We start from the raw sequence: 21,184 nt of genomic DNA on the forward strand, positions 1-21,184 counted from the left end.
AGTGGGCCTAGTTCAGCGCTTCCATGCGCAGCTTCGTGACTTGCGAGACGACGGTCTTCAGCGCTTCGATCGTTTTGATCGCGGCGTTGACATGCTTTTCGACCGTTTCGTGCGTGATCAGGATGATGTCGGTTTCGCCCTTGCCGTTCGCGTCGACCTGCTCCGATTCCTTTTGCAGCAGCGCGTCGATCGAGATGCCGGTGTCGGCCAGAATGCGCGTGATGTCGGCCAGCACGCCGGTCACGTCCGCCACCCGCAGACGCAGGTAGTAGCCGCTCGTCACTTCGTCGATCGGCAGGATCGGCGTGTTCGACAGGCTGTCCGGCTGGAACGCGAGATGCGGCACGCGATGCTCCGGGTCTGCCGTATGCAGGCGCGTCACGTCGACCAGATCGGCCACCACGGCCGAGGCCGTCGGCTCCGCGCCCGCACCCTTGCCGTAATACAGCGTGGTGCCGACCGCGTCGCCATGCACGACGACCGCGTTCATCGCGCCTTCCACGTTCGCGAGCAGGCGCTTTTCCGGAATCAGCGTGGGGTGCACGCGCAGTTCGATGCCCTTGGCGGCGCGGCGCGCGATGCCGAGCAGCTTGATGCGGTAGCCGAGTTCCTCGGCGTACTTGATGTCGATCGCGGCGAGCTTGCTGATGCCTTCGACGTACGCGCGGTCGAACTGCACCGGCACGCCGAACGCGATCGCGCTCATGATCGTTGCCTTGTGCGCGGCGTCCACGCCTTCGATGTCGAAGGTCGGATCGGCTTCGGCATAACCCAGTTCCTGCGCGGCCTTCAGCGCGGTCGCGAAGTCGAGCCCGCGGTCGCGCATCTCCGAGAGGATGTAGTTCGTGGTGCCGTTGATGATGCCCGCGATGTACTGGATGCGATTGGCCGTCAGCCCTTCGCGCAGCGCCTTGATGATCGGAATGCCGCCCGCCACCGCCGCTTCGAACGACACCATCACGCCATTGGCGCGCGCCGCTTCGAAAATCTCGGTGCCGTGCACCGCGAGCAGCGCCTTGTTGGCGGTGACCACGTGCTTGCCGTTCTTGATCGCGCGCAGCACGAGCTCACGCGCCACGCCGGTGCCGCCGATCATTTCGGCCACGATATCGATCGACGGATCGTCGACCACCGCGTTGAAGTCATCGGTCAGCGCCACGGTGCCGGCTTGCGTGCCGAGCGCCGCCGTCGCCTTGGCGGGATTGCGCACGGCGATGCGCGCAATCTCGATGCCGCGCCCCGCGCGGCGTTTGATTTCTTCCTGATTGCGACGCAGTACCGTGAAGGTGCCGCTGCCTACCGTGCCGAAGCCCAGCAGTCCAACTTTGATCGGTTCCATGCAGCGTGTGTTTTCGAGTAGGTGATTAAAAAGAGACGAGTCTCGGTGGCGCGCGGAGCAGTGCTTGCCGCGCCGTGCGCCCCATTGTGCGTTAGGCCGTGTGACGTTTGCGGTAGCCGTCGAGGAAACGCGCGATCCGGTTGATCGAATCCGCGAGGTCGTCCACATTCGGCAGGAACACGACGCGGAAGTGATCCGGCGTCTTCCAGTTGAATCCGGTGCCCTGCACGAGCAGCACGCGCTCTTCGAGCAGCAGATCGAGGATGAACTGCTGGTCATCCTTGATCGGATACACCTTCGGATCGAGGCGCGGGAACATGTACAGCGCCGCTTCGGGCTTCACGCAGCTCACGCCGGGGATAGCCGTCAGCATGTCATACGCGAGTTCACGCTGCTTGTACAGACGCCCGCTCGGCACGATCAGGTCGTTGATGCTCTGATAGCCGCCGAGTGCGGTCTGGATCGCGTACTGGCCGGGCACGTTCGGGCACAGCCGCATCGACGCGAGGATGCCGAGACCCTCGAAATAATCCTTGCCGTGGCGGCGGTTCTCGCCGGTCAGGCCCGAGATGAACATCCAGCCGGCGCGGTAGCCGCACGAGCGGTAGCTCTTCGACAGGCTGTTGAACGTGACCGTGAGCACGTCTTCGGAGAGCGCGGCCATCGACGTGTGCGTCTTGCCGTCGTAGACGATCTTGTCGTAGACCTCGTCGGCGAAGATCACGAGGCCGTGCTGGCGGGCGATTTCGATGAGGCCGAGCAGCAGTTCGTCCGAGTACAGCGCGCCGGTCGGGTTGTTCGGATTGATGACGACGAGCGCGCGCGTGTTCGGCGTGATTTTCGCGCGAATGTCGTCGAGGTCGGGCATCCAGCGGTTCGACTCGTCGCAGGTGTAATGCACCGGCGTGCCGCCCGCGAGGCTCACGCCAGCCGTCCACAGCGGGTAGTCGGGCGCGGGCAGCAGCACTTCGTCGCCGTCATTCAACAGGCCCTGCAGTGCCATCACGATCAGCTCGGACGCGCCGTTGCCGATGTAGATGTCGTCCAGCTCGACGCCGTGCACGCCCTTTTGCTGCGTGTAATGCATGATCGCCTTGCGCGCGGCGAACACACCCTTGGAGTCCGAATAGCCAGACGAGCCCGGCAGATTCAGAATCATGTCCTGAATGATTTCGTCGGGCGCTTCAAAGCCGAACGGCGCGAGATTGCCGATGTTCAGCTTGATGATGCGGTGGCCCTCTTCTTCGAGCCGCTTCGCGTGTTCGAGGACGGGCCCGCGAATGTCATAGCAAACATTCAGCAACTTGTTGGATTTGAGAATCGGTTTCACGGCGGGCACTTCATCCTGGTTGATAGCTTGGGCGGACAGACACGGGCTAAAAAACGCCAGGCCGGGCAAGTTCGCCGTACGGGGAATTCGGAACGCGCAGGGCCGGCGAAGGCCGCCAAACGCGGATTGGGCCGCTCTGTCGAGCGGCCGTTGCTCGCTACAGCCGGCGTGCTTTCCTGAGCACACCTGCGTGCCGTCTTTCGGTGTTCGACTGCGGTTTCACCTGCGCCGCTGGTCGCGCTGGGGCGGATTGCGCCGGCACAGCCGCGAAACGAGCAAAAATCGGACGAAAAGCGGGCAAAACAGCCAAAAAACGGACAGAAAACCGGTGATAGCGGGCAAAACCAGGGGCAGGTAGCCGGTGGGCCGCGCCGGCGAGCTCAGCGCGGCTTATGGCGGCACATGAGCGAGGGGCGCCGCAAGGCGGCTAAAAAGTTATAATTTAGCGGATTTTGGCCGACTTCCGCAATGCACCAACCGCATCGGCAAGCCGTTTCGGCCCCTTCTTCTTTTTGGCCCCTCGTGTCCAATCGCGTGGAACCGCCCTGCTGGCTCCGTCCCACCAGGCCGCCGACACGCATGATGTCTCACGACGACTTCGGAAAACCAATTTGAAATTACATCAGGATTCCAGCGGCGCCCTCAACACCGTCACCGGCTATGGCGCCGACTATGTCGAAATCAATGCGGTCCGCCATTCGGGCAGCCTCCTCGTGCTGCCGCAGGCGCCGGTCATCCCCTGGCCCGTCTCGTCTTTCGACCAGCTGAGCGCCGAGCACTTTGCGATGCTGATCGATGCCGCACCCGAAGTAGTCATATTCGGCAGCGGCGAGCGGCTGCGCTTTCCGCACCCGCGCCTGACGGCCGCGCTCACCGCGAAGCGCATCGGCGTCGAAACGATGGACTTCAAGGCCGCCTGCCGCACTTACAACATTCTGATGGCCGAGGGCCGCAAGGTCGCCGCCGCGTTGCTGATCGAGGCGTAGCACCGGAGCGGGGTCGCGCGGCGGTACGGTCGCGGCGTAGCCGAGGCGCCGTCCGGCCCGGCTTCGCAGGGGCGGCGCGCCGCTCGTTGCCGCCGCGCGAAAGCACGCTCAGGGTGCCGCGCCGCCCTTGCGCTCTCGCCGCATCACGGCCGATCACGTACACTGCGCGCCATCGGTGTGGTGCCGGCCAATCGCGCCTGGTCATGCGCAGCGTCTTACCGCCTCGGACCCGGCAGCCGACGCCCGAGCGCCCACCGGCGAAGCCGACTGCGGCGGGTGCGACGCCGCAGCTCCGCACGCAGTGCTCCGCGAATGGCCGCCCCGCGAACGACCGCTCGCCGTTTCCAGATAACATCGCGTCGCCGCCCACGCGGCGTCGCCATAAAGGTTGAAATTCATGAACGATACGCCGTCGAGGCTACCGCTCAACCGCACCACGATCCTGCTGCTGGTGCTGGCTCTCGCCGTGATCTGGTTCGTGCCGCTCGGCTGGCGCCATCTGCTGCCGAGCGACGAAGGCCGCTATGCCGAAATGGCGCGCGAGATGTTCGTCACCGGCGACTGGATCACGCCGCGCTACAACGGCTACAAGTACTTCGAGAAGCCGCCGCTGCAAACCTGGGCGAACGCGCTCACGTTCGCGTGGTTCGGCATCGGCGAGTGGCAGGCGCGCCTGTACACCGCGCTGACGGGCTTCGCCGGCGTGCTGCTGATCGGCTTCACCGGCGCGCGCGTGTTCAACGCGGCGACCGGCGTATTCGCCGCGATCGTGCTGGCGTGCTCGCCGTACTGGAACCTGATGGGGCACTTCAACACGCTCGACATGGGCCTGTCGTTCTGGATGGCGCTGACGCTCTGTGCGCTGATGCTCGCGCAACGCCCCAACCTGCCGAGCTCGTGTGTGCGCGGCTGGATGTGGGTGTGCTGGGCGTCGATGGCGCTGGCGGTGTTGTCCAAGGGGCTCGTCGGCGTGATCCTGCCGGGCGCCGTGCTCGTGCTCTACACGCTGATCGCGCGCGACTGGGCATTGTGGAAACGCCTGCATCTGATCGGCGGCCTGATCGTATTCTTCGTCATCGTCACGCCGTGGTTCGTGCTGGTGCAGCAGCGCAATCCGGAATTCCTGAACTTCTTCTTCGTCGTCCAGCAGTTCAAGCGCTATCTGACGCCCGAGCAGAACCGCCCCGGCGCGTTCTACTACTTCGTGCCGGTGCTGCTGGTGGGCTTTCTGCCGTGGCTGTCGGTGACGCTGCAAAGCGTGCGCCACGCGTGGCGCCAGCCGCGCCAGCCGAACGGCTTCGCGCCGGTCACGCTGATGCTCGTGTGGATCGCCTTCATCTTCCTGTTCTTCAGCGCATCGCATTCGAAGCTGCTCTCCTACACGCTGCCGATCGCCCCACCGATCGCGCTCCTGATCGGCATGTATCTGCCGCTCGTCACGCGCGACCAGTGGCGCCGGCATCTGGCGGGCTATGCGCTGTTGCTCGTCGTCGCCGCGTTTGCCGCGCTGTTCATGACGCGTCTGGGCAGCGCGCGCAACCCGGCCGAGCTGTACGCCGAGTACCGCGGCTGGGTGCTGGGCGCGCTCGGCGTCGCCTTCGTGCTCACGCTCGGCGCGCTGTGGCTGAACCGCCGCAGCCGGGCCGGCAGCCTCGGTGCGATCGCCTGCTTCGGCGCGGCGTGGCTCCTGCTGGGGACGATCGCCGGCACCGGTCACGACGTGTTCGGCCGCCTCAGCTCCGGCGCGCCGCTCGCCCCCGCGATCAAGGCGCAGCTCGCGAAGCTGCCCGCGGATACGCCGTTCTACTCGGTCGGCGTGCTCGACCACACCCTGCCGTTCTATATCGACCACACGATGATCATGGTCGAGCATCCCGACGAGCTGGCGTTCGGCGTGTCCGTCGAACCGCAGAAGTGGGTGCCGTCCATCGACGCGTGGATCGAACGCTGGAAGGCAGACCGCTACGCGCTCGCGCTGATCCCGCCGCCGACCTACGAGCGCCTGCTCAAGGAAGGCCTGCCGATGCAGGTGATCGCGCGAGATTCGCGCCGCGTGGTGGTGATGAAACCGCTCGCGGCGGCCGACGCGCCGGCGGCCGTGGAAAAACCACAACAATGACCCCATCTCAGGATTCAATCGTTCGATGAACCCGATTTCCCTCTTTTGCATCCTCGCCGGCGTGACATTGAACGCCGCCGCGCAGTTGCTGCTCAAAGCCGGCACGAATGCCGTTGGACACTTCGAATTCACCCGTGCGAACATCCTGCCCATCGGCTGGCGGCTCGCAACCCAGCCGCCGCTCATCGCGGGACTCGTGTGCTATGTGGTGAGCCTGGTGGTCTGGGTGGTAGGGCTGTCGCGAGTGGACGTGTCGATCGCCTATCCGATGCTGTCGCTCGGCTATGTCGTCAACGCGTTCGCGGCGTGGTACCTGTTCGGCGAAGTGTTGTCGGTGCAGAAGCTGGTCGGGATCGGCATCATCCTGATCGGCGTAGTCATCGTCGCGCGCAGCTAGACGCGAACGCCGCCGCTGCGTGCTGGCGAAAACGTTTTATTGCCGTTTATCGTCCGCGCCGGGCTGGCGCGGGCCGGCCTGAGCAAGATACCGTAAGCGCAGCCTGCGGACGGACCAAGCATGACCTAAGGTTGATCGCAGTATGCTGTGCGGTTGCGCATTTTTCGCCGCCACCTTGGGTTTGCGCGTAGTTTGTGGTTTACTTCGCGCCCTTCGGGTAGCGCCCTTTTCAATCGAGCGAAGCATTCATGAGCCAGTCAACAGTCCCCTTTTTGCCGTTTGTCAAACCTGAAATCGATGAAGAAACGATTCAGGGCGTCGCCGACGTGCTGCGCTCCGGCTGGATCACCACCGGTCCACAGAACCAGAAGTTCGAGGCGGCGCTGTCCGAGTTCTGCGGCGGCCGTCCGGTGCGCACGTTCAACTCCGGCACGGCGACGCTGGAGATCGGGCTGCGCATAGCCGGCGTGGGCGCGGGAGACGAAGTCATCACGACGCCCGCCTCCTGGGTCTCGACCAGCAACGTGATCCTCGAAACCGGTGCTACGCCGGTGTTCGTCGACATCGATCCGGTGACGCGCAACATCGACCTCGACCTGCTCGAAAAAGCCATCACACCGCGCACCAAGGCACTGCTGCCGGTGTTTCTGTCCGGCCTGCCGGTCGACATGGACCGCCTCTACGCGATCGCCCGCGCGCACAAGCTGCGCGTAATCGAAGATGCCGCGCAGGCCTTCGGTTCGACGTGGAACGGCGAGCGCATCGGCAAGCTCGGCGACATCGTGTCGTTCAGCTTCCACGCGAACAAGAACCTGACCTCGATCGAAGGCGGCGCGCTGGTGCTGAACAACGAGGAGGAAGCCGTGCTGGCCCAGAAATACCGGCTGCAAGGCATCACCCGCACGGGCTTCGACGGCATGGACTGCGACGTGCTCGGCGGCAAATACAATCTGACGGACGTCGCCGCGCGCGTCGGCCTCGGCCAGCTGCCGCATCTCGCGCGCTTTCTCGAACAGCGCAAAAAACTCGTGCGTGCGTATTTCGCGGGCTTCGAAGGCGGCGCGGCGGTGAAACTGGGCGTCGGCCTGCCGTTTGCCGACTTCGGCAACAGCAACTGGCACATGTTCCAGATCACGCTGCCGCTGGAAAAACTCTCGCTGGACCGCGCCGGCTTCATGGCGCAACTGAAGGAACGCGGCATCGGGTCGGGCATGCATTACCCGGCGATCCATCTGTTCACGCTGTACCGCGCGCTCGGCTTCAAGGAAGGCATGTTCCCGCATGCGGAGCGCTTCGGCGCGAGCACCGTCACGCTGCCGCTCTTCACGTTGATGAACGAAAGCGACGTGGCGCGCGTCTGCCGCGCGGTCAATGAAATTTGCGAACAATACGGAAAATAAGCGGAAATGATTTATTCGGAACATCGCGCCGCCGCACCGGAAGTGTCGATCATCATCCCGGTGTACAACGAGGAAGCCGGGCTGGCCGCGCTGTTCGCGCGCCTCTACCCAGCGCTCGACGCGCTCGGCACCGGTTACGAAGTGATCTTCATCAACGACGGCAGCCGCGACAAATCCGCCGCGCTGCTCGCCGAGCAATTCCGCGCGCGGCCCGACACGACCCGCGTGATTCTGCTGAACGGCAATTACGGCCAGCACATGGCGATTCTCGCGGGCTTCGAACAGTCGCGCGGCGAGATCGTCATCACGCTCGACGCCGACCTGCAGAATCCACCGGAGGAAATCGGCAAGCTGGTGTCGAAGATGCGCGAAGGCTTCGACTACGTCGGCACGATCCGTCTGCAACGCCAGGACAGCCTGTGGCGCCGCAAGGCGTCGCGCGCGATGAACCGGTTGCGCGAGCGCATCACCCGCATCAAGATGACCGACCAGGGCTGCATGCTGCGCGCGTACAGCCGGCACATCATCGACACGATCAATCGCTGCGGCGAAATCAACACGTTCATTCCGGCGCTCGCATACACCTTCGCGCAGAATCCGGTCGAAATCGAAGTCGCGCACGAAGAGCGCTTTGCCGGCGAATCGAAGTATTCGCTGTACTCGCTGATCCGCCTGAATTTCGACCTCGTCACCGGCTTCTCGGTGGTGCCGCTGCAATGGCTGTCGTTCATCGGCGTGATCCTGTCGCTTGGCTCCGCCGCGCTGTTCGTGCTGCTGCTGATTCGCCGCTTCATCATCGGCGCGGAAGTGCAAGGTGTGTTCACGCTGTTCGCTATCACCTTCTTCCTGCTCGGCGTGATCATCTTCGCGCTCGGCCTGCTCGGCGAGTACATCGGCCGGATCTACCAGCAGGTACGCGCGCGGCCGCGCTATCTGGTGCAAACCATCCTTGAGCAGCGCGACGGCGCGGCCGTCGCCGAAGTGCCGCGCCAGGCCGTCGTGCAGGCGGTGCAAGCCGCGCCGCTGATCGATCAGGGGCCGACGCCATGAAGCCGCGCGCCGTCGTATTCGCCTATCACAACGTCGGCGTGCGCTGCCTGCAGGTGCTGCTCGCGCGCGGTGTCGACGTGGCGCTGGTCGTCACCCACGAAGACAACCCGAGCGAAAACATCTGGTTCGGCAGCGTGGCCTCGGTCGCGGCCGAGCACGGCATTCCGGTCATTACGCCGGCCGATCCGAAGAGCGCGGAGTTGCGCGCCGCGCTCAGCGCCGCGCGCCCGGACTTCATCTTTTCGTTCTATTACCGCCACATGTTGCCGGTCGACCTGCTCGCGCTCGCCGCACGGGGCGCTTACAACATGCATGGCTCGCTGCTGCCGAAATACCGCGGCCGCGTGCCGACCAACTGGGCGGTGATCCACGGCGAGACCGAAACCGGCGCGACGCTGCACGAAATGGCCGCCAAGCCCGACGCGGGCGCGATCATCGCGCAGACGCCGGTGCCGATCCTGCCCGACGACACCGCCGCGCAGGTGTTCGACAAGGTCACGGTCGCCGCGGAGCAAACCCTGTGGCGCGTGCTGCCGGCACTGCTGGCGGGCGAAGCGCCGCATTTGCCGAACGACCTCGCGCACGGCAGCTACTACGGCGGACGCAAACCGGAAGACGGCCGGATCGACTGGAGCCAGCCCGCGCAGCAGGTCTACAACCTGATTCGCGCGGTCGCGCCGCCCTATCCCGGCGCGTTCACCGATCTCGACGGACACCGCTTCATCGTCGCCCGCGCACGGCTGGCCGCGCCCGGCGCGCTCCGTCCGGATTTGCCGCCGGGCCTGCACGTAAGCGATAATGCCTTTTTTGCGATCTGCGGCGACGGCCGCTCGATCATCATCCACGAATTGCGGCACCAGCACGACGGCGGCGAAACTGTCGTCAGTCCGGCGGCATTCGCCCAGCTCATCCAAACTCCCCGACCTTCATGAAAAAAGTCCTGATTCTGGGTGTGAACGGCTTCATCGGCCATCACCTGTCCAAACGCATTCTCGAAACGACCGATTGGGAAGTCTTCGGGATGGACATGCAGACCGAACGTCTGGGCGACCTCCTCAATCACGAGCGGATGCACTTCTTCGAAGGCGACATCACGATCAACAAGGAGTGGGTCGAGTATCACATCAAGAAGTGCGATGTGATCCTGCCGCTGGTCGCGATCGCCACGCCCGCCACCTACGTGAAGCAGCCGCTGCGCGTGTTCGAGCTGGACTTCGAGGCGAACCTGCCGATCGTGCGTTCGGCCGTCAAGTACGGCAAGCATCTCGTGTTTCCGTCGACCTCCGAGGTCTACGGCATGTGCACGGACGAGCAGTTCGATCCAGAAGAATCGCAACTGTCGTACGGCCCGATCAACAAGCCGCGCTGGATCTACGCGTGCTCGAAGCAGTTGATGGACCGCGTGATCTGGGGTTACGGCATGGAAGGCCTGAACTTCACGCTGTTCCGTCCGTTCAACTGGATCGGCCCGGGCCTCGACTCGATCTACACGCCGAAGGAAGGCAGCTCGCGCGTGGTCACGCAGTTCCTCGGCCACATCGTGCGCGGCGAGAACATCAGCCTCGTCGACGGCGGTGCGCAAAAGCGCGCGTTCACGGACATCGACGACGGCATCGGCGCGCTGATGAAGATCATCGAGAACAAGGACGGCGTCGCCACCGGCAAGATCTACAACATCGGCAACCCGATCAACAATTTCTCGGTGCGCGAACTCGCGCACAAGATGCTGACGCTCGCCGCCGAATTCCCCGAATACGCGGACACGGCCAGACAGGTGCAGCTGATCGAAACGTCGTCGGGCGCGTACTACGGCGCCGGCTACCAGGACGTGCAGAACCGCGTGCCGAAAATCGACAACACGATGCAGGAACTCGGCTGGGCGCCCAAGTCGACCTTCGACGAAGCGCTGCGCAAGATTTTCGAAGCGTATCGCGGCCATGTCGGCGAAGCCCGCGCGCTCGTCGAACAGCAATAAGGGCGGATCGCCTTGGCTCGTATCGTCCTGAAGATCGACGTCGACACGCTGCGCGGCACCCGCGAAGGCGTGCCGAATCTCGCGCGCATCTTTGATCGTTTCAAGGCGCGCGCCACCTTCCTCTTCAGCCTCGGCCCCGACCACACCGGTTGGGCGATGCGCCGCGTGCTGCGGCCGGGCTTTCTGAAGAAGGTGTCGCGCACTTCGGTGGTCGAACACTACGGTGTCAAGCAATTGATGTACGGCGTGCTGCTGCCCGGTCCGGACATTGGCACCAAGGCAGCCGCCGAGATGCGCGCGATCCACGAAGCCGGTTTCGAATGCGGCATCCACACGTGGGATCACGTGTACTGGCAGGACAACGTGCGCTCGAAAGACCGCGCGTGGACCAGCGCGCAGATGCAGAAAAGCCATGACCGTTTCGTCGAGGTGTTCGGCGCTTCGCCGGCCACGCACGGCGCGGCGGGCTGGCAGATGAACGGCCATGCGTTCGAGCAGATCGACGCTTGGGGCATGCGGTATGCGTCCGACGGGCGTGGCCACTCGCCGTATCTGCCGGTGGTCGGCGGCAGGACGCTCAGCCACGTGCAGATGCCCACCACGCTGCCCACGCTCGACGAAGTGCTCGGCGTGGACGAGGTCGATGAGCACAACGTCGCGCAATGGATGCTGAAGCACACGGCCAATAATCCGCACGACCAGGTGTTCACGTTGCACGCGGAACTCGAAGGGCAAAAGCTCGCGCCGATTTTCGAACAACTGCTGGAAGGCTGGCGCGCGCAAGGCCATACCTTCGCGACCATGGGTGATTACTACGCCGCGCTAGACCGCAGCACGCTGCCAACGTACCCTGTAACGTGGGGCGAAATTCCAGGGCGTTCCGGCGAACTGATCGTCCAGCCCTGAGCGACCAATCGGCGGCCAATCCTGACCACCCGGACGGAACCACAACCGGAACCGCCACCGCGCGTGCAGGCGCCCACCTCCCCATAAGCCTCGATGCCAGGCCGACGCCACCGCAGCAAAGCGGCGCCGACCATAACAAACGGAGAACCTCGTGTCCATCGCAGTCGACCAACCCATCCCCGACTTCACCGCCCCCGCTACCGGTGGCGAGATCACGCTGTCCAAGCTGCGGGGCAAGAAGGTGGTGCTGTATTTTTACCCGAAGGACAACACGCCGGGCTGCACGACGGAAGGTCTGCAATTCCGCGATCTGTATCCGAAGTTCAGGAAGGCCGGCGCGGAAATCATCGGCGTGTCGCGCGACAGCCTGCGCTCGCATGACAATTTCAAGGCCAAGCTCGAACTGCCCTTCCCGCTGATCTCCGATCCGGAAGAAAACCTGTGCGCACTCTTCAATGTCATCAAAATGAAGAAAATGTATGGCAAAGAAGTACGGGGAATCGAGCGCTCCACGTTCCTCATCGACGCCGAAGGGGTGCTGCGCGAGGAGTGGCGCGGCGTGAAAGTGCCCGGCCATGTCGACGATATTCTGGTGGCTGTACAAGCGCTTTGAGGCGCGTTATATTGGGTTGCAATGAGTGCCTGTCCACCCCACATTTTCCTCCGCTGCACCCGACTTGACGGCCCCTCTACCGGGACCGTCGGAGTCGTGAGGCGCAACGCGAGCACCCTAGGCGAGCCGCTTGCCCCGTACTCCGGGGCGGCGGCTTTTTTAATTGCGCGCAACCGTTCGTTCACTCGGCCGCGCGCTTGCATCAAGGAGCCGATCGAAGACCAGGCGAACCGGCATCTCTAGACCGAATGCGCGCCTCCGGGCGCAAACTGCGTGCGCATCCACTGGCACCGGCAGAATGCGACAGGCGGCGCACGATATGCGACCCGATTAATTCGAGGGAAACCATGCCTTTGCCTACTCCCCCCAGCAAGCTCGGCAATCTCCTGCCGCCTGACGAATACAAGGCCAAAGCCGCCACTCCGGCGCGCTCCGCCGCGAAGAAACAGGCTGGCGCCGGGGAAGCCGCAGAGCCGGCCGATTACGGCCGCGCGAACGTCGCCGCACCGATGGCGCAGGCGGCCAACGCCGCAACGACACTGCGGCCTGTGCCCGTAGCATCCGCGTCGCCTGCCGCGGCCGAAGCCGCCGCGCCGGCGCGCAGCCGCAGATCGAAGCAGACCGCTGCGCTGTTGCAGCCGGTGCCGGCCACCCGTCCGCAAGCCGAACCGGCCACGCCCGCGGCTCATCCGCAGCCGGTGGTCGCGCGCGCGCCGAGCGCGAAACAGCCCGCAGCCGACACGCCGGCTGCCGCGCCAAGCACGCGTGGCACCAGCAAGAAACGCGGCGCGGGCGCCGAAGCGCTCGAAGTCCAGAAACTCTTCGTGCTCGACACCAACGTGCTGATGCACGATCCGAGCTGCCTGTTCCGTTTCGAGGAACACGACGTCTATCTGCCGATGATGACGTTGGAAGAGCTCGACAATCACAAGAAGGGCATGTCGGAAGTCGCGCGCAACGCTCGCCAGGTGAGCCGCACGCTGGACGCGCTGGTGGCGAACGCCGGCAACATGTCCGACGGCATTTCGCTCGCCCGTCTGGGCAGCCGCGAGGCGTCCGGGCGCCTGTACTTCCAGACCAAGCTCACCGCGATCGAGCCGGTCGAAGGTCTGCCGGAAGGCAAGGCCGACAACCAGATTCTCGGCGTGGTGCGCGCGCTGCAGCGCGACCGCGCGGATCGCCAGGTCGTGCTGGTGTCGAAAGACATCAACATGCGCATCAAGGCGCATGCGCTCGGACTGCCGGCCGAAGACTATTTCAACGACCAGGTGCTCGAAGACAGCGACCTGCTGTACTCGGGCATCCGCGCGCTGCCACAGGATTTCTGGACGAAGCACGCGAAGGGCATGGAGAGCTGGCAGGACACCAAGACCGGTACTACGTATTACCGGGTGACGGGTCCGCTGTGCGCGTCGATGCTGGTCAACGAGTTCGTCTATCTGGAGCCGCAAAACGGCGAACCCACGTTCCATGCGCTGGTGCGCGAGTTGAACGGCAAGACGGCACTGCTGCAAACGCTGCGTGACTACGGCCACCACAAGAACAATGTGTGGGGCATCACGGCGCGCAATCGCGAGCAGAATTTCGCGCTGAACCTGCTGATGAATCCGGAAATCGACTTCGTCACGCTGCTCGGCCAGGCCGGCACCGGCAAGACGCTGGTCGCGCTCGCGGCCGGCCTCGCGCAGGTGCTCGACGACAAGCGCTACAACGAGATCATCGTGACGCGCGCGACGGTGCCGGTCGGCGAAGACATCGGCTTCCTGCCGGGTACGGAAGAGGAAAAGATGCAGCCGTGGATGGGCGCATTCGACGACAACCTCGAAGTCCTGCAGAAAACCGACGACGCCGCCGGCGAATGGGGCCGCGCCGCGACGCAGGAGCTAATCCGCTCGCGCCTGAAGGTCAAGAGCATGAACTTCATGCGCGGCCGTACGTTCGTGGACAAGTATCTGATCATCGACGAGGCGCAGAACCTGACGCCGAAGCAGATGAAGACGCTGGTCACCCGCGCGGGTCCGGGCACGAAGATCATCTGTCTGGGCAATATCGCGCAGATCGATACGCCTTACCTGACCGAAGGCAGTTCGGGGCTGACGTACGTGGTCGATCGCTTCAAGGGTTGGGCGCACAGCGGGCACGTGACGCTGGCGCGCGGCGAGCGCTCGCGCCTCGCCGACTACGCGTCCGAAATCCTCTAAATTTCAGTTAGTTAGCTCTGCCTCGAAGCCGCGTCCGGACGATTCCGGACGCGGCTTTTTTACTTCCTCGTGCTGAACGGGCAACACTTAGCGCACGAACTTCAAGTAATTTATCAACAATTCTTGCCCGCGCCATGTGCGGCGGGCTACCATCCGGACATCGTCGTTCAGTCAACGAGTGTTAACGCTCGCCTTGCTTGCCATGCGCCGTCTCGCCTTTTCGCTGCTGTCCCTCCTGCTGCTCGCCGCCTGTGCCGGCGCGCCGCAGAAGACGTCGCGCGGGTCCGGCAGCTCGGTCGTGGTGGCGAACGGCGCGTATCATGCGCCGCCGCCCGGCTTTCCGCATTTCGTCGATCACAGCATCGGCCGCGAAGAAATCTCGATTCAGGCGATGAGTCTGGTGGGCGTGCCCTACCGCTGGGGCGGCAATACGCCCGATAGCGGCTTCGATTGCAGCGGGCTGGTTCGCTATGTGGTGCTGCGCGCCGCGTCGGTGAATCTGCCGCGCACCACGGCGGACATGAGCGGACGCGGCGAATCGATCGAACCCGACGAGATCGCGCCGGGCGATCTGATCTTCTTCAACACGACCGGCCGCGCCCATTCGCATGTCGGCATTTATGTGGGGAAGCTGCGCTTCGTCAATGCGCCGTCGACGGGCGGCACGGTGCGGCTCGACTATCTGACCAATCCTTATTGGGCCAAGCGCTTCGACGGCATTCGCCGGGTGGCCGCCCCGGCAGCCGCACCCGCGCCGTTCGATACGCCGAGTTATCAGGCTGCGACGCCGCAGCCCGAAATTGGCGCGCCAGTGATGCAGGTAGCGCCAGCGTATGCCGGCTCGACGACGGCAACGGCGCCGGGCGCGGGAGCCGGAGCCGCGGTTGCGAAATCGGGCTATGCTGCCGCGTCGCCGGCAACGCAATCAGTGGGCCAGCCGCAGCAAACGGCCCGCGTTGCGGTGACGCCGGCCGCCCCGTCGACAGCGGCGGCTCAGCCGGTCGCGACGACCGCCTCGGCCGGAACCGCGGCCACCGTGCAAGCCGACCCATTCGAGCCACCGCCGCCGGGCATGAGCGCGGCGCAGATCCAGGCCCGCGCGGCGGGCGCCGTGGCGCCGATAGCGATTCCGGCTGCCCAGGCGAGCGCGTATGACGCCCCGGTCGGCTCACCGGTTCAACCGGCGACAGCCTCACAAACGGTCCCACAAACCACGGCCGCTCACGCGCCGGACGCCATCGACGCCGCCGCCGATGCGTTCGAGCCCCCGCCACCCGCTGCGGTGGCCGCGCGTCAGGCCCGGCAGGCACAACAAGCCGATGCCAACGGCAGCGTGCAGATCATGCGAGCGTCCACGTCCTCGCGTAGCGTACCGGCCCCCACCCAAACCAACGACGATCCGATCGCCCGCTTCGCCAACGGCAACTTCTGACTCGCAGTTGTAGCCACACCATCGAGCGGTCCCGCGCGGTATCGCAGAGCCCAAGGGTCACAGCAACGCCGCCGATCTGCTATCGTCATCGATATTCTTCCGACAGCGGGTGGTGACGATGGATCTCGGGCTGAAAGACAAGGTGGTGTTGATCACAGGCGGCAGTAAGGGAATCGGCTTCGCCTGCGCCAGAGCGTTCGCTCAGGAAGGTGCCAAAGTCGCGATCGTGTCACGCGACCCCGCCAACCTCGCGCGCGCCTACGAGCAATTGAAGCAGGAAGGCTTGCACGTGCACCGGACTCGCGCCGATCTGCACGAACCGCACAGCGCCGCCGATATCGTCGAAGAAGTCAGCACCGCGGTGGGCCCGATCGACGTCCTGATCAACAGCGCCGGCGCGGCGCGCCGCTATGACCCGGAAACGCTCGATGCCGACGCGTTCAGGGCGACGATGGAAGCCAAGTACTTCCCGTACATCTATCCGCAGCAGGAAGTGCTGCGCCGCATGGCCGAGCGCGTGAAAACCGGCGGCGGCGCGGAGCCGGGCACGATCGTCAACATCATCGGCATGGGCGGCAAGATGGCGAGCGACATCCATATCGCCGGCGGCGCCGCGAATGCAGCGCTGATGCTCGCTACCGTCGGCCTCGCCCACTACTATGCGCGCTACGGCATCCGCATCAACGCGATCAACCCGGGGGCGACGCTGACCGAGCGCGTCGAGGAAGCGGTCAAACTGGAAGCGGCGCAGCAAGGCATCGCGAACGCGGACGCGCTGGCGCGCGGACAGGCCAGGGTGCCGCTCGGACGCTATGCAAAACCGGAGGAGATTGCCGACGTCGCGCTGTTTCTGGCGAGCCGCCGCGCGAGCTATGTAACGGGCGCGATTGTCCCGATGGATGGGGGCAGCGCGCCGCTCATTTGAGCGGCGCGCGGCTAAGGCTGGCTGCGTACGTTACAACGTATGGCGGACGATTTGCGTACCGAGGGTGCGAGCGGCGCTCGTGCTTTAGGAGCAGCGGCGAGCGCGCCACGCATCGTCAGCGGTGCACGCACCACGCCACGCCACGCACCGGCCCGCGCGCTCACGACGCTCAAGGAATTACAGAAAATGGTGGCCAAACCACCAGGCCGCCGCGGACAGCACCGCCGAGGCGGGAATCGTCAGAATCCACGCCCAGACGATGTTGCCGGCCACACCCCAACGCACCGCGCTGAGCTTCTGCGTCGCGCCCACACCGACGATTGCGCCGGTAATCGTATGCGTGGTGGACACCGGAATGCCGAGCCACGACGCGGTAAACAGCGTGATCGCCCCGCCCGACTCCGCGCAAAAACCGCCGACCGGCTTGAGCTTGGTAATTTTCTGGCCCATCGTGCGGACGATCCGCCAGCCGCCGAACAGCGTGCCGAGGCCCATCGACAGATAACAGCCGCCGATTACCCACAGCGGTGGCGCGTCCGCGGCCGCCGACGCGATGCCAGTCGCGATCAGCAGCATCCAGATAATGCCGATGGTTTTCTGCGCATCGTTGCCGCCGTGGCCGAGGCTATACAAACCTGCGGACACCATTTGCAGACGCCGGAAACGACGGTCGACCTTGCTTGGCGGCGTGCGGAAATACATCCACGACACCGCCAGCATAAAAAACGAGCCGAGCACGAAGCCCAGCAACGGCGAGATGAAAATGAACGCCACCGTCTTCAGCAGGCCGTCCATGTTGAGCGAGCCCCAGCCCGACTTGGCGAGCGCGGCGCCCACCAGGCCGCCGATCAGCGCATGCGACGAACTGGACGGGATGCCGTAAATCCAGGTGATGACGTTCCAGCCGATCGCGCCGACCAGCGCGCCGAAGATCACGTAGTGATCGACGATGTTGGGATCGATCGTGCCTCGGCCGACGGTCGCGGCCACTTTCAGGTGAAACACGAAATACGCGATGACGTTGAACGCCGCCGCGAAGGCCACCGCCTGCTGCGGCTTCAGTACGCCAGTGGAAACGACCGTGGCGATCGAATTCGCCGCGTCGTGAAAGCCGTTCATGAAGTCGAAAATCAGCGCGACGGCGACCAGGCCGGCAACGACCCAGATGGCGAGTTGTATCGATTGCATTATGCGTTTTCCAGCACGATGCCTTCGATGATGTTCGCTACATCTTCACATTTGTCCGTGATCGTCTCGAGCAATTCATAGATTGCTTTCAGCTTGATCAGGGTCTTGACGTTGTCTTCCTCGCGGAAGAGCTTGGACATTGCCGAGCGCAGCACACGGTCGGCTTCCGATTCCAGACGGTCGATTTCCTCGCACGCCTTGAGAATCTGGCTAGCCTGCTTCATGTCCGACAGCAGGCTGACGGCGAACTGCACGCGCTCCGAAGTTGCCGTGCAGATGTGCGCGAGCTGGCTGGCTTCCGAGGTCACCGCCTGCACGTCGTACAGCGAGATAGCAGTGGCGACGTCCTCCATCAGATCGAGGATGTCGTCCATCGTGGTGATCAGCTTGTGGATCTCATCGCGGTCGAGCGGCGTGATGAAGGTCTTGTGCAGCAGATCGATGGCTTCGTGCGTGAGCTTGTCAGCGGCCTTCTCGGCTTTTTGCACGTTTTGCTTATGGGTTTCCGCGTCTTGCAGATTGTCGATCAGCAGCTCGAGTTCGCGGCTCGCCGAGACGATGCATGCTGCGTGTGCATTGAAAATTTCAAAGAACTTGCCCTCGGTGGGCATGAATCGACCGAACATTGAGATCCCGAAAATTGGTCACGTAATGGCTGACATAAAACTGCCATATTGTACCGTCGCGGGGCTTGTGTCGCACTTTTGAAAGCGCCGTTACAACAGGCGCCCGTTTGCGTCTTTACTCGCTGTAGAAATTCTGCGCACCGGCAAAATTGTCGAACTTCGTAAATTGGCCATGGAACGTCAGCCGTACGGGGCCAATCGGGCCGTTCCGCTGCTTACCGATGATGATTTCGGCCGTGCCCTTGTCCGGGCTGTCCGGGTTATAGACTTCGTCGCGGTAAATGAACAGGATCACGTCCGCATCCTGCTCGATAGCGCCGGATTCACGCAGATCCGACATGATGGGTCGCTTGTTCGGGCGTTGTTCGAGACCCCGGTTGAGCTGCGACAACGCGATCACCGGCACGTCGAGTTCTTTGGCGAGACTCTTTAACGAACGGGAGATTTCCGAAATTTCGGTCGCACGGTTTTCGCCGGACGACGACCCGCTCATCAACTGCAGGTAGTCGATAATGATCAGACCCAGCTTGCCGCACTGGCGCGACAGCCGGCGTGCGCGCGAGCGCAATTCCATCGGGTTCAATCCGCCGGTTTCGTCGATGAAGATTTGCGCTTCGCTCATTTTTTGCACCGCGTGCGTGAGCTTGGGCCAATCCTCGTCGGTCAGACGGCCTGTTCGCATACGGTGCTGATCCAGCCGGCCGACGGAGCCGAGCATACGCATCGTGAGCTGCGACCCCGGCATTTCCATCGAGAACACGGCGACCGGCAGACCATACTCGACCGCCACATATTCGCCGATGTTCATCGAAAACGCGGTTTTACCCATCGACGGACGCCCAGCGACGATGATCAGCTCGCCACCGTGCATGCCTGACGTCATGCGATCCAGGTCGACGAAGCCGGTCGGCGTGCCGGTCACATCGCTCGGGTTCGCGGTGTGATACAGCGTGTCGATCCGCTCGACCACTTGGGTCAGCAGCGGCCCGATTTCCAGGAAGCCTTGGGTCCCACGCGCGCCGTCTTCAGCGATCGAAAACACCTTCGATTCGGCTTCGTCCAGCAATTGCCGGACTTCCTTGCCTTGCGGATTGAACGCATCGGCCGAGATTTCATCGGCGACCGATACCAGCCGGCGCAACACCGCGCGATCGCGCACGATTTCCGCGTAGCGGCGGATATTGGCCGCGCTCGGCGTGTTCTGCGCCAGTGCGTTCAGGTAGGCGAGACCGCCGACCTCTTCCGCCTTGCCCGAGGTGCCGAGCGCCTCGAACACGGTGATCACGTCGGCCGGACGCGTCGCCGCGATCAGCTTGCCGATGTGCTCGAAGATGATGCGGTGGTCGTAGCGGTAAAAATCGCTCTGCGACAGGAAGTCGGCGATGCGGTCCCATGCCGCGTTGTCGAGCAGCAGGCCGCCCAGCACCGATTGCTCGGCCTCGATCGAATGCGGCGGGACTTTCAGCGACTCGAGTTGGGGATCTTTGGACGGTGCGTTCATGGAGTGGAATTATCGGGTAATCGGGCGGCCGGGGCGAGCGCAAAAACGAAAAAAACGGGCACAAAAAAAGCAGGGGCCGGTTACCCGGCCCCTGCCCTTCGCCAGCACCATCCTGGCAGGTACTAGCTGATGCTTAGACGTGTTCGCCGATCACAGCCACCGTCACATCGACCAGAACGTCGGTGTGCAGCGAAACTTGAACTGCGTGGTCGCCGACCGTCTTCAGCGGGCCTTCCGGCAGACGCACTTGCGCCTTTTCCACTGCGAAGCCTTGCTTGACCAGTGCGTCAGCGATGTCGGCGTTCGTCACCGAGCCGAACAGGCGGCCGTCGACGCCAGCCTTCTGGCCGATCTGAACCGTCGAACCTGCCAGCTTTTCGCCTTGAGCCGAGGCGGCCGCCAGCTTTTCAGCGGCGACCTTTTCGAGTTCTGCACGGCGCACTTCGAATTCAGCCAGGGCTTCCTTCGTTGCACGGCGAGCTTGCTTGTTCGGGATCAGGAAGTTACGTGCGTAACCGTCCTTGACCTTCACGATATCGCCCAGGTTGCCCAGATTGACGACTTTTTCCAGAAGAATGATTTGCATTCGGATGCTCCTTATCGCGTCGTCGGGTTAGGCCTTGTGCTGGTCGGTGTACGGCACCAGCGCGAGGAAACGTGCGCGCTTGATTGCCGTATCCAGCTGGCGTTGATAGTGCGACTTCGTACCCGTGAGACGCGCCGGCGTGATCTTGCCGTTTTCGCCGATGAAGTCCTTCAGCGTTTCGAGGTCCTTGTAGTCGATGTGATCGACGCCAGCGGCCGTGAAACGGCAGAACTTCTTGCGCTTGAAGAGCGGATTTTGTTGCTGACGACGCTTGTCGAATTTCTTACCAGTCGGGCGGGGCATGTTCAGTCCTTTCCAATGTCCTGCAATGCTGTGATGTGAAATACCAGAGTTCTTGCGTTGCGGTGCTTTTTTGCCAGAAAGCCTGTGAAGAGCGTTTCCACGCCCATCGGACAGCTTTCCAGCCTGCCGCTCGCTTCGCCTGCTGCGACTGCCTGCATGGTCAGTTCGACCTGGCGGGCAATACCCGCTTCGACGACTTCCGTGCGATGCTGCAACGTGCATCCTGCGATCGGAACGCCGGCGGGGGTGTACCGCACCGGTTCGCGTTCGACGACGCTGGCCGTGAGTTGCAGCCGGTTCATGAAGC

At 63.8% G+C, this 21,184-nt stretch carries 20 protein-coding genes; 12 read left to right on the plus strand and 8 right to left on the minus strand.

From position 1 onward, the window contains the following. Positions 1-7 precede the first annotated feature (7 nt). Together B0G69_RS15790 and B0G69_RS15795 are read right to left on the minus strand one after the other, a co-directional pair. A complete protein-coding gene (locus tag B0G69_RS15790) occupies positions 8-1,339 on the minus strand; it encodes a homoserine dehydrogenase (RefSeq protein ID WP_121318409.1) in 1,332 nt (443 codons plus the stop codon). Between the two features lie 91 nt (positions 1,340-1,430). Then, entirely contained in the window at positions 1,431-2,678 is a 1,248-nt protein-coding gene (locus tag B0G69_RS15795) for a pyridoxal phosphate-dependent aminotransferase (protein WP_121318411.1), read from the minus strand. Positions 2,679-3,280: 602 nt separating this feature from the next. On the opposite strand from B0G69_RS15795, the gene B0G69_RS15800 reads away from it, so the two are divergent. The 12 genes from B0G69_RS15800 (at position 3,281) to B0G69_RS15860 (ending at position 16,673) form a co-directional block, all read left to right on the plus strand. Further along, a complete protein-coding gene (locus tag B0G69_RS15800) occupies positions 3,281-3,655 on the plus strand; it encodes an Mth938-like domain-containing protein (protein WP_121318413.1) in 375 nt (124 codons plus the stop codon). Between the two features lie 397 nt (positions 3,656-4,052). Beyond that, positions 4,053-5,774 (plus strand): glycosyltransferase family 39 protein, encoded by a 1,722-nt coding sequence (locus B0G69_RS15805; protein WP_121318415.1) that lies wholly within the window; start codon positions 4,053-4,055, stop codon positions 5,772-5,774. A gap of 25 nt (positions 5,775-5,799) precedes the next feature. Continuing rightward, positions 5,800-6,171 (plus strand): SMR family transporter, encoded by a 372-nt coding sequence (locus B0G69_RS15810; RefSeq protein ID WP_121318417.1) that lies wholly within the window; start codon positions 5,800-5,802, stop codon positions 6,169-6,171. A 248-nt stretch (positions 6,172-6,419) separates the two neighbouring features. Continuing rightward, a complete protein-coding gene (locus B0G69_RS15815; protein WP_121318420.1) occupies positions 6,420-7,571 on the plus strand; it encodes a DegT/DnrJ/EryC1/StrS aminotransferase family protein in 1,152 nt (383 codons plus the stop codon). Between the two features lie 6 nt (positions 7,572-7,577). After that, positions 7,578-8,621: a glycosyltransferase gene (locus B0G69_RS15820; protein ID WP_121318422.1), complete on the plus strand. Its 1,044-nt coding sequence runs from the start codon at positions 7,578-7,580 to the stop codon at positions 8,619-8,621. After that, positions 8,618-9,553 carry a formyltransferase gene (locus B0G69_RS15825; RefSeq protein WP_121318424.1) on the plus strand — a complete coding sequence of 312 codons (936 nt, stop codon included), beginning with the start codon at positions 8,618-8,620 and terminating at the stop codon, positions 9,551-9,553. Before B0G69_RS15820 ends, B0G69_RS15825 begins: the two co-directional genes overlap by 4 nt. After that, on the plus strand, positions 9,550-10,596 hold the full coding sequence (locus B0G69_RS15830) for a bifunctional UDP-4-keto-pentose/UDP-xylose synthase (protein ID WP_121318426.1): 1,047 nt from the start codon (positions 9,550-9,552) through the stop codon (positions 10,594-10,596). The genes B0G69_RS15825 and B0G69_RS15830 overlap by 4 nt, the downstream gene beginning before the upstream one ends. A gap of 12 nt (positions 10,597-10,608) precedes the next feature. Then, entirely contained in the window at positions 10,609-11,502 is an 894-nt protein-coding gene (locus B0G69_RS15835; RefSeq protein WP_121318428.1) for a polysaccharide deacetylase family protein, read from the plus strand. A 151-nt stretch (positions 11,503-11,653) separates the two neighbouring features. Continuing rightward, a complete protein-coding gene (locus B0G69_RS15840; RefSeq protein WP_121318430.1) occupies positions 11,654-12,115 on the plus strand; it encodes a peroxiredoxin in 462 nt (153 codons plus the stop codon). A gap of 347 nt (positions 12,116-12,462) precedes the next feature. Further along, positions 12,463-14,316, plus strand: coding sequence for a PhoH family protein (locus B0G69_RS15850; RefSeq protein WP_121318432.1), 1,854 nt, complete (start codon positions 12,463-12,465; stop codon positions 14,314-14,316). A 202-nt stretch (positions 14,317-14,518) separates the two neighbouring features. Then, positions 14,519-15,748: a C40 family peptidase gene (locus B0G69_RS15855; protein WP_121318434.1), complete on the plus strand. Its 1,230-nt coding sequence runs from the start codon at positions 14,519-14,521 to the stop codon at positions 15,746-15,748. A 118-nt stretch (positions 15,749-15,866) separates the two neighbouring features. Further along, a complete protein-coding gene (locus B0G69_RS15860; protein WP_121318436.1) occupies positions 15,867-16,673 on the plus strand; it encodes an SDR family oxidoreductase in 807 nt (268 codons plus the stop codon). A gap of 177 nt (positions 16,674-16,850) precedes the next feature. Here the strand turns inward: B0G69_RS15860 and B0G69_RS15865 are convergent, their stop codons facing one another. From B0G69_RS15865 to priB, 6 genes are all read right to left on the minus strand, one after another. Beyond that, the gene (locus B0G69_RS15865) at positions 16,851-17,861 is read right to left on the minus strand and encodes an inorganic phosphate transporter (RefSeq protein ID WP_121318437.1); all 1,011 of its coding nucleotides are present in this window, start codon (positions 17,859-17,861) and stop codon (positions 16,851-16,853) included. After that, on the minus strand, positions 17,861-18,487 hold the full coding sequence (locus B0G69_RS15870) for a DUF47 domain-containing protein (protein WP_121318439.1): 627 nt from the start codon (positions 18,485-18,487) through the stop codon (positions 17,861-17,863). Before B0G69_RS15870 ends, B0G69_RS15865 begins: the two co-directional genes overlap by 1 nt. Before the next feature lie 115 nt (positions 18,488-18,602). Beyond that, the gene (locus tag B0G69_RS15875) at positions 18,603-19,988 is read right to left on the minus strand and encodes a replicative DNA helicase (protein ID WP_121318441.1); all 1,386 of its coding nucleotides are present in this window, start codon (positions 19,986-19,988) and stop codon (positions 18,603-18,605) included. Positions 19,989-20,121: 133 nt separating this feature from the next. Beyond that, on the minus strand, positions 20,122-20,574 hold the full coding sequence (gene rplI, locus B0G69_RS15880) for a 50S ribosomal protein L9 (RefSeq protein WP_121318443.1): 453 nt from the start codon (positions 20,572-20,574) through the stop codon (positions 20,122-20,124). Positions 20,575-20,601: 27 nt separating this feature from the next. After that, positions 20,602-20,877, minus strand: coding sequence for a 30S ribosomal protein S18 (rpsR, locus tag B0G69_RS15885; RefSeq protein WP_007182109.1), 276 nt, complete (start codon positions 20,875-20,877; stop codon positions 20,602-20,604). Positions 20,878-20,879: 2 nt separating this feature from the next. Beyond that, entirely contained in the window at positions 20,880-21,179 is a 300-nt protein-coding gene (gene priB, locus B0G69_RS15890) for a primosomal replication protein N (RefSeq protein WP_121318445.1), read from the minus strand. Positions 21,180-21,184 lie beyond the last annotated feature (5 nt).

The sequence above is a fragment of the Paraburkholderia sp. RAU2J genome, assembly GCF_003634845.1.
Lineage (GTDB): Bacteria > Pseudomonadota > Gammaproteobacteria > Burkholderiales > Burkholderiaceae > Paraburkholderia > Paraburkholderia fynbosensis.